Raw genomic sequence first — 12,242 nt, 5'->3', positions numbered from 1 at the left:
CACTTGGCGCAAGCGCCAAATCTGTAGGAGCGGCGCCCCGCCGCGAATCAGGCCAACAAGCTTCGCCCCGAGGCGGGGCTCCTACGCAAGGCTGCGTGAGGTCATCATTTTCGCCCGTAGCCCGGATGAAATCCGGGGCCTGGCCGACGCATGTCCCCGGATTGCATCCGGGCTACGGAACCGCTACGTCGACCTAGGGTGCGCCGTGCGCACCGCGCCTTCAAGCGTAGGGCGGGTGCAACCCGCCATGCATTTCGGCGGGTTTCACCCGCCCTACTAAATACAGCGCCACAAACAACAAGGCCCGTCATCGACGGGCCTCGTGGTAGTCGTCCGTAGCCGGATGAAATCCGGGGCCTGGCCCACGCATTTCCCCGGATTGCATCCGGGCTACAGAACCGCTACGTCGACCTAGGGTGCGCCGTGCGCACCGCGCCTTCAAGCGTAGGGCGGGTGCAACCCGCCATGCCTTTCGGCGGGTTTCACCCGCCCTACTAAATACAGCGCCCACAAACAACAAGGCCCGTCATCGACGGGCCTCGTGGTAGTGCGAGCTTGGCGTTCAGAGCGCCGAGACGTCTTCCGCCTGCAGGCCTTTCTGGCCCTGAGTCACGCCGAACTCGACCTTCTGGCCTTCGACCAGGGTGCGGTGGCCTTCGCCGCGGATGGCGCGGTAGTGAACGAATACGTCCGGGCCGCTTTCGCGCTGAATGAACCCGTAACCCTTGGAATCATTGAACCATTTGACGGTTCCGGTCTCACGATCTGCCATTACCAACTTCTCCAAACTCGCTATGTTTTTATTGTCCCGAAGGCGCTTTGACGGCTCGGTAAAAACGTTCTTCTCAGCATTCGCCACCCCCGGCAATCGAGCTTGGAGCAGGTCAAGCGATCCGCGTTCTTGCAGCAGCCGAAGGCCGAGTATAAAGCATGGATTGTGACTGAAAAGCACTTTTTGAGAAGCGACACGAACCCGGAAAATACCCGGCTTAGAGCCTGTTTTACGAGCTTTTGGCCAACAGATCGCGCAACTTCTTCGCCAGCCGCTGAACCTGTTCGGGCTCCAGCCGGTAGGCCCAGTCGCTGCGTGCACTGACCTCGCCCACCGCGAAACCTTCATGCTCGCCAAGCACCAGCCAATACTGCTCACCCTGCTTGTAGAGCGCGCCCTCGAGCCTCTGTCCATCGAAACCGGCAAGGCTGAACTGCAGCATCGGCGACTGCTTGAAACCCACCTGCGCCAGCGGCGCGGCATCGGCGAACTGCAGGTTGGAGAACACCAGCGCAACGCTATTGGCTGCACCCTCGAAGCTGAGTTTCTGTTCCTTGCGCAACTCCTCGACCGCGAAGTTGTACTGCTCGGCATCGGCGCGCTTCAGCGTGAGTTTCTCGCCATCGGCGTAGCGCAGCTCCAAACTGGCGATGCGAGTGAAGGGGATGTGGGTGACGCGTCGATCCAGCCAGTCCAGCTCACGGGTCGGCACCTGCAACTGCTGATCGATCAGCCACACCTGGTCCTCACCGGCACGTCGCACCAGTTGCCCGCTGCCCTGCCGGGAGGGATTGCCCAGGCGCAGCCCCAGATCTGGATGACCGTCGAACTGCAGCCTCATGCGCAGCGCCTGTTCATCGCCCTCCCCCTTTTCGGCCAGTCCCAGGCGCGCATGCCACTGCGGGTTGGCGGTTTTGGCCTCCACGGTGCGGGCCTCACGCAAGGCCCGCAGCAGCTCGGCCAGCGCTTGCGGTGCTGCCGGATAGTCGGCCTTGGCCGGCACCACCCACTGTTCGCCTTTGCGTTCGATACGTACCGCCGGCTGCCCCGGCTGCTCGATCTCCAGCGCCTGCAGCGTGCTCAGGTAGCCCTGCTCGGCCGCCAACCACGGCGCCTGCTCGATCTGCGCGGTGCGCTGCTGCTGGCCACGCTGCACGGCCAGATAACCCAGCACACAAAGCAGCACGATGACGATCAATGCGATCAGACCTTTACGTCCCATACCCATCTCACTGTTGATGACTCGAAAGCGGCGTAGGGTGGATCACGCTTCACCGATCCACCGTTGTGGTGGATGTAAACAGCGACATCCACCCTACGCGCGATTCGTGGGAGGGGGGCTTTAGCCGCGACTGTCGCCGCTGCAGCCCCTCCCACAGGTGAACATCAAGCGTGACGGCGCCGCCGCCACAGCCACAGCGCCAACACGCCGAGAGTCAGCAGCGCCGGCACCAGGGCGATGTTGATGATCTTCAGCGTGCGCCCCAGCGCCTCGATATCGGCGTTGAGCTGGTAGCGCACCTCGCGCAGCTCCTTGCGAATCTCCAGCTTCTGCTGGATGAACCGCTGCAGCGCGCCCTGCTGCTCCGGCGTCAGTTCCAGCGCCTGATTCGGATCATCATTGCGCTGCAGCGCCGCCAGTTGCTGCTCGGTCTCGGCCAGACGCGCCTGCAGGGCCTGCTCCTTGTCGCGGAAGCGCTGTTCGGCAGCGCGCTGCAACTCCTCGACCACCACGAACGGACGGCTGAAGCGACCACGCGAACGCACGCTGATCAGCGCCTCGGAGCCGGTCAGGTTGTCCAGCGCGTTGATCGCGAAGCTGCCGTTGTCCGCCCAGGGTTGCGGGATGCGCTGGCCGAAGAAGTCCTGCACCTGCACCCACATGCGGTCGCTCAATATGTCGGTGTCGGCCACGGCGATGACGTTGATGTTGTCGGCCTGCTTGAGGCCATCCTTGCGCCCTTCGATGCCATCGGGGAAAGCGCTCTGCGCCGGACCGTCGATACGCGCGGCGATGGTGTAGCGCTCGCCGGTCGGCTCCAGTTCACGGATCAGCTCCTCCGGGTTGCTGAGCATGGCGAAACGCTGGGCGTCGAAGGGCATGGCGTATTCGGAGCTCTGCATCAGCGGGGTGAAACGCGTCTTCGCCCCTTCCACCGGCTCGAGTATGCCGGCGGTGGCGACCGTGACGCTCTCCAGCCCGGCGGTGGCGATATCGGTCTGGTCCAGCGCCTTGCGCGGCAAGCTCAGCCAGGCGGCGTGGCGCACCGGGCGCTGCCCCTGGCCACGGTTGACCGACATGGCGTAGGAGCCATCGCCGAGCACCTTGTCCGGCACCAGGCGCAGGCCCCAGGCCTTGAACAGCGGCTCGATGTTTGACGACTTGTCCACCGCCATCTCACCTGGCATATCGCCGGTATCGGCCTCGGCGTAAGGGTCAACGAACACCATCAGCTTGCCCCCGCGCAGCACGAACTGGTCGATGGCATACAGGGTCTGCTCGGGCAGGTTCTTCGGATGCACCAGCCACAGCACCGAGACGTTCTCGGGAATCTGATCGACATCGGCCTTGAGCTGCTCGATCTGAAACAACTGGCGCACCTGCTCCAGCACCATCCACGGCGGCGTCGGCTGCCGCGCCATCATGTCGAAGCCGCCGGTCATCTGCAGCCCGGAGAGCACGCCAACCACCGGCAGTTCCGGCTTGGCCAGGGTCTGCACCAGGCGGCTCAGCTCGTATTCCAGATGCTCCTCCTGATCCAGAGCGAAGAACGGGATCACCTGGGTGTCATCCAGGCCATTGGTGCCGGCCAGGCCGAAGTAGATCGAGTCGCCGCCCTGCTGCAGCGGGATGCCCTGCAGGCCAAATTCGGCAGCCTTGTCCTCGTCCTCGGAGAACGGCTCGGGGTCGATCACGTGCAGGCGAATCTTGCCGCCGGCCTGACGCTGGTAGGCCTTGAGCATCTCCTCCACACGCTGCGCGTAAGTGCGCAGCGCCGGCAGGTCCTTGGCCACCTTGTCCGAATAGAAGAAGTACAGGTTGATCGGCTCGTCCAGCTCGGCAAGGATCTGCTTGGTGCCGCCTGAGATGGTGTAGAGCTTCTGCTCGGTCAGGTCCAGACGGGCACCGCCCAAGCCCAGGCCGGCCAGCAGGTTGAAGGCGAGAAAGGCCACCGCGATCAGCAGCAGCCCGGCGCCGGAATAGATCAGCTTTTTCATGGGCGCATTCCTTCAGTCAGCTTTCTTCAGATCGATGACCACGGCGGTGGCGGTCAGCCACGCGGCGATTAGCGAGAGGAAATACAGCAGGTCGCGCAGATCGATCACGCCCTTGCTGATGGCGTCGAAACGCACCAGGAAGCTCAGCGAGGCGATGGCGTCCACCAGCCACTGCGGCGCCCAGGCGAAGGCGTCGAGCACCATGGGAAAGCCGCTGACGATGAACAGGAAGCAGGCGCTGACCGCGAGGATGAAGGCAATCACCTGGTTCTTGCTCAGCGCCGACATGCACGAGCCGATGGCGAGATACGCGCCGGCCAGCAGCCAGCTACCGATATAGCCGGTGACGATGGCGCCGTTGTCCGGCTCACCTAGGTAGTTGACCGTGATGATCATCGGAAAGGTCAGCAGCAGCGCGATGCCGGCGAACACCCAGGCGGCGAGGAACTTGCCGGTGACCGCCTCGAAGCGGGTGATCGGCAGGGTCATCAAGAGCTCGATGGAGCCGGACTTGCGCTCCTCCGCCCACAGGCGCATGGCAATCGCCGGAACCAGGAACAGATAGAGCCAGGGGTGGAAGTTGAAGAAGGCGGACAGATTGGCCTGACCGCCCTCGAAGAAGCCGCCCAGGTAGAAGGTGAACACCCCGGACAGCACCAGGAAGATGACGATGAACACATAGGCCAGCGGCGTGGCGAAGTAGCTCGCCAGTTCGCGCTTGAAGATCACGGGCAACTGGGTCATGGCTGCTCTCCCCGGGTCAGCGTGCGGAACACTTCATCGAGCCGGCCGCGTTCCACGTTGAGTTCCTTGACCTTCCAGCCGCGTTCGGCAATCAGCGCATTGACCTGCGGGAAGATCACCTCGCCCGGCTGCGCCAGCACGCTCAGGCTGTGTTCGCGGGCGTTTTCCTCGACACCTGCGACACCCGGCAGCGCCGCAAGAGCTGCCTGATCCAGTGCCTCATCGGCCACCAGCGTCACCGCCTGGTGATAGCGCGAGCGGCTTTCCAGCTCCAGCGGCGTGCCATCGGCCAGCAAGCGGCCCTGGGCGATCACCACCGCGCGGGTGCACAGCGCCGTGACCTCTTCGAGGATGTGGGTGGAAATGATCACGATCTTGTCGCGCGCCAGGCCCTGAATGAGCTGGCGCACCTGGTGCTTCTGGTTCGGGTCGAGGCCATCGGTGGGCTCGTCGAGGATCAGCACGCGCGGGTCATGCAGGATCGCCTGGGCCAGGCCGACGCGGCGCTTGAAGCCCTTGGACAGCGTCTCGATGCTCTGCTCCAGCACCTTTTCCAGCTCCACCTGCTCCACCGCGCGCTGCACGCGCAGCTTCTTCTCGGCACCGTGAAAACCGCGCACCTCGGCAATAAAGTCGAGAAAACCGCGCACCGTCATATCGCCATAGCAAGGCGCGCCTTCCGGCAGATAACCGATCTGCCGCTGGGCTTCGAGGGTCTGGGTCTGGATATCGCAACCGAGGATGCTCGCCGTGCCTGAGGTCGGCGCGAGAAAGCCGGTGAGCATCTTCATGGTGGTGGATTTGCCGGCCCCGTTGGGGCCGAGAAAGCCCAGCACTTCCCCTGGCTGGACCTGGAACGACAGGTCATCGACTGCCGTGTGCTGCGCAAAACGCTTGGTCAGGTTTCTTATATCGATCATGGCCTCTCACCGTCGCGAATGGCCTGCGCTCAGCGAAACCATCGCGAGAGCGCAGGCCGCAAGAACGCCGGGCACGAAAAACCACCGGCCCGGACGTGGGCAAGACCGTAGCAAAACTGAAAAGTTCAGTCAGCAGGTTGCAACAAGCAGTAAAAGGAATATAGCGTTCAGCGAACGGACAGCTTCATACCGAAGCTCAACGCCCCATGCGAAGCGCCGTATTACCGATGGGTAACTCAGCTAATGGCTTGGGCGCTCATACTCCTAGCGCGCGGATCATAAAGCGTGTTCTGGATGTTTTTTGAGCAGACGTAACGAATGAGACAAAAGAGGAAGTCAAGCGAATACGTCCAAGGATCAGGAGCTGGCTGGTAATGCCATGATTTCAAAAATAGTCTTCCAGGGTGGTTATGACGATGGCGCGGAGTTAGATGGAAGGCTCCACTATCGGATTAGTACCGCCTTCCATCTAATCACTGTTGTACCTAAAGGAGTAACGCATGGCTTGGTTGCCAGATCATGAAGATGTAGCGGGCATTCACAATCAACTCACTGCCATTTTTGAGCATGAAGAAGACCCAATATCACCACCGGGCATAAAGTCCAGCGAACTCCTTGAATCTGCATGCTCACGCCCACACACAGGCATGGGAGGTGTAGACAAGTACGAAAGCCTTGAGGAAAAAGTCGCCGCACTTTTCCATTCGCTTACCAAAAATCATGCGTTTCATAACGGAAATAAAAGAACAGCTCTTGTCACCGCCCTCACAGTCTTATACCGCAATGATAGAAGGCTAGATAACTCTGTAACAGACGATAACGTATATGACTTTGTCGTATCAGTTACAGCTGATGAATACCCTGAGCCAGAACACGGCTTAAACGCAGACTCAATCGTCAGTGAAATAGCAGCATGGTTTAAGGAAAGGTCTACACCAAACAACCCTAGGCCTAGCTCAATGAAAACATCAGACTTCTTGAGGCGGTGTGAGCAAGCAGGCGCCAGTATCAAAGATGCAAAGGGCGGCTCTTACGTCATAAACAAAGGCCAAAAGAGCATTCGTATAAGCCGAAGCACTCGCCAACTCGACGGCATGGCCATTCTTACTTACTTGCGTCGGTTAGGGCTTAGTGAGTCAGCCTCAGGAGTTTCAATGGATGAATTCCAAGATGGTTATTCTGACGAAAGATCGCAAATTTATCGCTACATGACAGCGCTGAAGCGCCTAGCGAAAACTTAGGTACAACAAGTGTTTCATATCGCTCGCTTCGCTCACTGGGACGGGCTAAAGCCCGCCCCTTAACCAAACGTTATGTTCTTGAGCAAAAATCGGAGTTTTAATGGATTTTAGTTTTTTTCAATATTGTTGTAACTGGAAGCTATATTCTCATAATGATCGCTTTTACGATCTTTATGTCTTGGCTAACCATCCAAACAAGAAAAAATGCGGATGCCATGCAAAAGAATGTTCATGCAAAGATGGCCTCTGGGATACAGCTTTCAGCAAAAGACGTTGTCAATATTGGGAAATCATTTGACCTTACCGCATTTCAGTCTAGAAAAGTGATTTATAAAATCTTTCGAGAAGCAGATAACAAGGAAACGTTTGAGAGCCTTAAAAAGCTTGTTCAGGAAATTGAATCAGAGGAACCTTTCGACGATATGCCTGATGAAGTTAAACCCTCTCTAGCAAGGCTTACTAAAATTGCCGAGGCTTCTGATGAGGATAGCGACAAACATCTTCTCGCTCCTATTTTGGGCGTACTAAGCAAGTATGTGGAGCAAAAATCTGAACAGGAAAAGCTAAAAAAGCAAACAAACAGAGCTTACGTCGTAACTATTATCAGCTTTGTTGTAGGAGCTATCAGCTTTTATTTTACTCTCACTTCACCGAGTGCCGAAGATATAGCGAGAGAGATTCAGGCTATCACAAATGGTCAAGTAATAGAACATAACAATTCAAGCAACCCGGACGCCAAAAGCGGCGCCGGTTCTTGAGGCGTTATGCGTAAACAAGGAAAGAATCAGCATGGCAAATAGTTGGAACATTCCAAGCCGACTTGAAAAAGAAGTCCGCGCACGGGACAAGAGTTGCGTTTATTGCGGCACTGCTTTTACTACCGCTAAGACTTCGAAGAAAACTTGCGCCAGCTGGGAACACATCATAAATGACGCGAATATCATAACCAGAGAAAACATTGCTCTATGCTGCTACTCATGCAATGCAAGCAAAGGGCAGAGACAGCTATCCGAATGGCTTCTTTCAAAATACTGTATTGATCGTCAAATTACGAGTGAATCAGTAGCACCAATAATCCAGCAGGCATTATCCAACGGTATTTAACAACCGCATAAAAATAGGTATATGGACTCTCCCCACAAGTAGTGAGTAAAGCTTTGCTTTTGCACCTGTCGTCAGCGCGGTTGCATTCGTATATCCGGCCTGTTCTGGGCGCTACCGTCTTGGCCATTCTGTAGTTCGCGCAGCGGAGGCCAAGCGTTCAATCGATCACGACGATCAAGACCTTGTTCCGCTGCAGGACTCGCCTGTTCCGAGCGCTTCGCGATTCACCACAACCGAGAACTGCGACGATTCCAAGACACTCGAGTACCGAGCATCTAACTTCGCAGGAAGCTCGGGCGACAAGCGGGGTCTGAAACGCGGCGTCGAGTCGGCGTGGACACAGCCCCTGGAAATGGAATAGCTTCCTACCCACAGCGCTTGGTAATCGCACCGCCCGTTGCGGGCTGACCGTTTGGCTATGCAAAAGGATGATGCATGCGCGTAGTGGTATTTTTCCTGATCTGCCTGCTGCCCCATTGGGCTCTAGCCGATGAGGCGCTGAGCAGGATGATCGAGCGCTACAACCTGGAGAAAACCGACGATTACCTGCACAAGCAATCGCTCGCCTTTCTGAGCCACGAGATCGGCATGCGCTTGCTGGAACGCCAGGATTACAAGGCGTCGATCCCCTACTTCCAGACTGCGTTAGATGTCGATCGCAGCCTAGATCCCGATGATCCCTACCTCGGTGGCCGCTGGACGTACCTCGGCCAGGCCTACGTCTTCGATGGTCAATTTCAGAAAGGTCTGGAATCACTTCGAAAAGCGCTGCAAGTAGACGAGCGGCACTACCCGGCCGAACATCTGAATATCGGCATCGCCAATGGCAACCTGGGGTGGGCGATGATCCGGTCCAGACAGTACCGGCAGGCCAATGAGCATCTGCAGATCGACTGTGACATCTTCTCCAAACAGCTGGGTGAGCAGGATCCGCAGACGCGGGATTGCCACAGAAAGTTGAATGTCACGCTCAAATATCCATAGCCAATGAGTTCAGGAAGTTGTCCACCGCTTCACTTCAATGGCATGACCGAACATCATGAGAATCGCCCTCTTTCTGTTGTGTTTCTTTTTAGCGGGAGCATCTTCCATGGTATCCACAGAACGCATCTGGTCAGTCGCCAAAGCAACGGTCGAAGGCAAACCGATCATCTATAAATTCATCGCCGACGCTCCGCCCCTGAACATCCAGCAAAAGATGCCCTGGCTGACGGTCATCTCCTGGAAGTACGAGGCATCGGAAAACAACGGTTTGCCGTCAGCGCAGATCAACAAGGAAATGATCAGGCTCGAGGACGGGTTGGAGACGATAGGCGGCAACCGGCAACGGTCTGAAGGAGTTCGTCTATTACATCGCGGACCGCGAAGCGTTCATGGCCAACGTCAACGAGGCGCTGATCGATCATCCGGTCTACCCCATCGAGATCAACTTCTACGAAGACCGCGACTGGAGCGATCTGGCCAAGCTGCACCAAAGCATGAGCACCGTGCACTGAGCCTGCCCGCACACGCCCCGGACCCGGTTGCATGACGAAGGGCAACCGGCTCGCCACCTTTGCTGGCGCGACCTGCCTCCACCTCACAAGCATCGGAACGATCATCGTGGCCAACCGCAGCTATCTCTACTCCACCAATGTCATTCCCGGGCCGAGCGCCAAGACCAGCGGCCGCAAGCTGATTGGTATTGCCGAGTGGAACTACGACATACCCATCGTTTTCAAGATTCTTCTCTCTGGCGCCCCGAGAACCTGCCCCTCCTCGATTTGGGACAATTCAGAGGAAATCGCCCTGATAGGTGATTACGCCAGTGGCGTGAAGAACCTTGAAGGCTTCCTCTCGCAAATACACCTGCCTGAAGCTCAGCCGCTGATTGCCGAAGCCCTCGAGTTCCTGCATAAGCCAGAGAACCAGAATCAGTACCTGGTGCTGGAGTGCGGTGAAATTTTCGACATGGGTGATGCGCCCCTCCTTGAGCAGAATTTGGCGCTGCTGGAGGAGTTGAACGATCTGGCGCCTGAAATGAACCGGGCGCTGCAATCCTTACTGCCACCTCCCATGGCGCCACCCAAACCCGCCGGCCTCCTGTCCAGGCTGCTCGGCCGCACGCCCGAGCCAGCGCCCCCTGCGCATGATGTGATGCCCAGCCTCTACGGCCTCGGGCTTGGAAACTGGTCGAACATCCTGTACTTCGATTTCAGCGATGCATGAACACCTGTGCCGGGATGCCGCCACGGCGCGCTGACGAGCCTTGCAAGGATATAGGGATGCTGCGTGCAGGCGCCTGAAGCGCAATGACCCGACTGCTGCTTCATCTCAGGTGATGCACTCGCTTCAAGGCTAAGCTGCATGCCGCCAACACCGCAAAGGAAGGAACCGCCATGGCTCTTATCGCACGTCATTTCAGATGGTTGATGCTGGTGTCCGGCGCGCTTACCGCCACCATGTTCTACGGTCTGTTCGCGCCGCAGGAGGCGCTGCAGTCGATGTTCGGCGCGTCCTTCGACGGGCAGTTGCAATCTCTGGTCATTCGCAGCTGGTCGGCACTGGTCGGGCTGATGGGCGTACTGCTGATCTATGGCGCGTTGAACGCACGACACCGGACGCTCTGCGCCGTGATTGCAGCGCTGAGCAAGGCCGTCTTCGTGTCACTGCTGATCGTTCACGGCCAGGCGTATCTGGCCAAGGCGGCTGCAGCGGTGGTTCTGGACGTGCTGGTTATCGTGTTCACCCTGCTCTATCTGCTGAGTGCGCGACGACAGGCCATGGCCTGATACGCGCTGGCTAGCGGCACTGTACGTTCGCTTGTATCGACGCTGCCCATGACTAGCCGGTAGTCTTCTTTTTGTCACAGGCGTCAGCGATGCTGCTGCGCTTCGAGCAGCACCACCTGATTGCCTAGTCAGAGGCCCTTATTGGAAACCACGGTCTTTCTCGCCGTCATCGCCGCCGCCGCCCTGCATGCCGGCTGGAACGCCCTGCTCAAGATCGGTCTCGACCGTTTCCTCACCGCCACGCTGATCCAGATAGGCGCAGGTCTGGTGGCGCTTTGTGCCTTGCCATTCGTGGCCCTGCCGCAGGCTTCGGCCTGGCCATGGATCGCGCTCTCGGCGCTGCTGCACATCGGCTACAACTTCTTTCTTGCCCGCGCTTACCAGTACGGCGACCTCGGTCAGGTCTATCCCATCGCTCGCGGCAGCTCGCCACTGATGGTGGCCCTGCTTTCTCTGCTGTTCCTGCATGACGGGCTCGGTGCCCTGCAGCTGCTGGGGCTGCTGGTACTGGTGCTGGGCATCTGGCTGATGGCGATACGCGGTGGGCATCACCAGGCGCCGCAAGGGGCGATGCTGGCCTGTGCGCTGATGACGGCACTGTTTATCGCCGGCTATACCCTGAGCGACGCCATGGGTGCCCGCGCCAATGGCGATGCACTGAGCTATTCGCTGTGGCTGTTCACCGTCAACGGGGTGGTGATGGCGGCTGTATTGGCCATCAGCCGTGGGCCACGCGCCTTTCTGCAGCTGGGCCCGCACTGGCGTGGAGGAGTGGCCGGAGGGGCGATGTCCATGGCCGCCTACACCATCGTGATCTGGGCCATGACCCAGGCGCCGGTGGCGCTGGTCTCTGCCTTGCGTGAGACCAGCGTGGTGTTCGCCGTGCTGCTGGGAGTGGTGCTGCTCAAGGAAAGGTTGCGGCCGATTCGTCTGTTGGCGTGCGTGGTGATCGCGGCTGGTGTGGTGATGATGAAATTGGCGTGAGGGGAGTCTGTTGGTGTAGGTGGTGGGCTGAAGCCCACCCTACCTGACTGCTCAAGGAAAGATTGCGGCCGATTCGTCTGTTGGCCTGCGTGGTGATCGCGGCTGGTCTGGTGGTGATGAAGTTGGCGTGAGGGGAGTGTGTTGGTGTAGGTGGTGGGCTGAAGCCCACCCTACCTGACTGCTCAAGGAAAGATTGCGGCCGATTCGTCTGTTGGCGTGCGCGGTGATCGCGGCTGGAGTGGGGGGTGATGAAATTGGCGTGAGGGCAGCGTGTTGAAGCAGCTGGATTGCGACGTTACAACTTGGTGGGCTGAAGCCCACCCTACTGCCCTGAAGCACACCCTACAACGCTGAAGCGGATCGCTGCCCGGCCCAGGCTGCAAGGACACCTGTAGGAGCGAGCTCTGCTCGCGAACCTCAGGCGCAAAAACTTCGCGAGCAGAGCTCGCTCCTACCTGGTAACAACGTAACCAGCAGGTCATGAGGC

The 12,242-nt window shown here is 58.6% G+C and carries 12 protein-coding genes and 1 pseudogene; 8 read left to right on the top strand and 5 right to left on the bottom strand.

Annotation, left to right across the window (positions count from 1 at the left end):
- Positions 1-562 precede the first annotated feature (562 nt).
- The 5 genes from BLS61_RS12205 to BLS61_RS12185 form a co-directional block, all read right to left on the bottom strand.
- Positions 563-772, bottom strand: coding sequence for a cold-shock protein (locus BLS61_RS12205; protein WP_013716441.1), 210 nt, complete (start codon positions 770-772; stop codon positions 563-565).
- Between the two features lie 229 nt (positions 773-1,001).
- Positions 1,002-1,994: a DUF4340 domain-containing protein gene (locus tag BLS61_RS12200; protein ID WP_090431184.1), complete on the bottom strand. Its 993-nt coding sequence runs from the start codon at positions 1,992-1,994 to the stop codon at positions 1,002-1,004.
- Between the two features lie 164 nt (positions 1,995-2,158).
- Entirely contained in the window at positions 2,159-3,991 is a 1,833-nt protein-coding gene (locus BLS61_RS12195; RefSeq protein WP_090431182.1) for a GldG family protein, read from the bottom strand.
- A gap of 12 nt (positions 3,992-4,003) precedes the next feature.
- Complete coding sequence (locus tag BLS61_RS12190; RefSeq protein WP_003244158.1) at positions 4,004-4,735, bottom strand: ABC transporter permease subunit; 732 nt, start codon at positions 4,733-4,735, stop codon at positions 4,004-4,006.
- The gene (locus BLS61_RS12185; protein ID WP_090431180.1) at positions 4,732-5,655 is read right to left on the bottom strand and encodes an ABC transporter ATP-binding protein; all 924 of its coding nucleotides are present in this window, start codon (positions 5,653-5,655) and stop codon (positions 4,732-4,734) included. Before BLS61_RS12185 ends, BLS61_RS12190 begins: the two co-directional genes overlap by 4 nt.
- Positions 5,656-6,155: 500 nt before the next feature.
- Here BLS61_RS12185 and BLS61_RS12180 point away from each other — a divergent pair, with 500 nt between their 5' ends.
- The 8 genes and pseudogenes from BLS61_RS12180 to BLS61_RS12150 all read left to right on the top strand — a co-directional run bounded on the left by BLS61_RS12180 (position 6,156) and on the right by BLS61_RS12150 (position 11,755).
- Positions 6,156-6,896, top strand: coding sequence for a type II toxin-antitoxin system death-on-curing family toxin (locus BLS61_RS12180; RefSeq protein WP_090431179.1), 741 nt, complete (start codon positions 6,156-6,158; stop codon positions 6,894-6,896).
- A 152-nt stretch (positions 6,897-7,048) separates the two neighbouring features.
- The gene (locus BLS61_RS23450; protein WP_167358723.1) at positions 7,049-7,654 is read left to right on the top strand and encodes a hypothetical protein; all 606 of its coding nucleotides are present in this window, start codon (positions 7,049-7,051) and stop codon (positions 7,652-7,654) included.
- Between the two features lie 781 nt (positions 7,655-8,435).
- On the top strand, positions 8,436-8,984 hold the full coding sequence (locus BLS61_RS12170; RefSeq protein ID WP_090431176.1) for a tetratricopeptide repeat protein: 549 nt from the start codon (positions 8,436-8,438) through the stop codon (positions 8,982-8,984).
- A gap of 55 nt (positions 8,985-9,039) precedes the next feature.
- Positions 9,040-9,249: pseudogene (locus BLS61_RS24015) on the top strand (hypothetical protein); the annotation flags it as partial.
- 124 nt (positions 9,250-9,373) lie between these two features.
- Positions 9,374-9,496, top strand: a complete 123-nt coding sequence (locus BLS61_RS24010; RefSeq protein WP_279615167.1) for a hypothetical protein — start codon at positions 9,374-9,376, stop codon at positions 9,494-9,496.
- 31 nt (positions 9,497-9,527) lie between these two features.
- The gene (locus BLS61_RS12160; protein ID WP_244157943.1) at positions 9,528-10,208 is read left to right on the top strand and encodes a DUF7822 domain-containing protein; all 681 of its coding nucleotides are present in this window, start codon (positions 9,528-9,530) and stop codon (positions 10,206-10,208) included.
- A gap of 170 nt (positions 10,209-10,378) precedes the next feature.
- Positions 10,379-10,771, top strand: coding sequence for a hypothetical protein (locus BLS61_RS12155; RefSeq protein WP_090431174.1), 393 nt, complete (start codon positions 10,379-10,381; stop codon positions 10,769-10,771).
- 141 nt (positions 10,772-10,912) lie between these two features.
- The gene (locus tag BLS61_RS12150; protein ID WP_090431172.1) at positions 10,913-11,755 is read left to right on the top strand and encodes an EamA family transporter; all 843 of its coding nucleotides are present in this window, start codon (positions 10,913-10,915) and stop codon (positions 11,753-11,755) included.
- Positions 11,756-12,242 lie beyond the last annotated feature (487 nt).

It is taken from the genome of Ectopseudomonas guguanensis (assembly GCF_900104265.1).
Lineage (GTDB): Bacteria > Pseudomonadota > Gammaproteobacteria > Pseudomonadales > Pseudomonadaceae > Aquipseudomonas > Aquipseudomonas guguanensis.
This window is presented reverse-complemented; position numbering and strand designations above follow the sequence as displayed.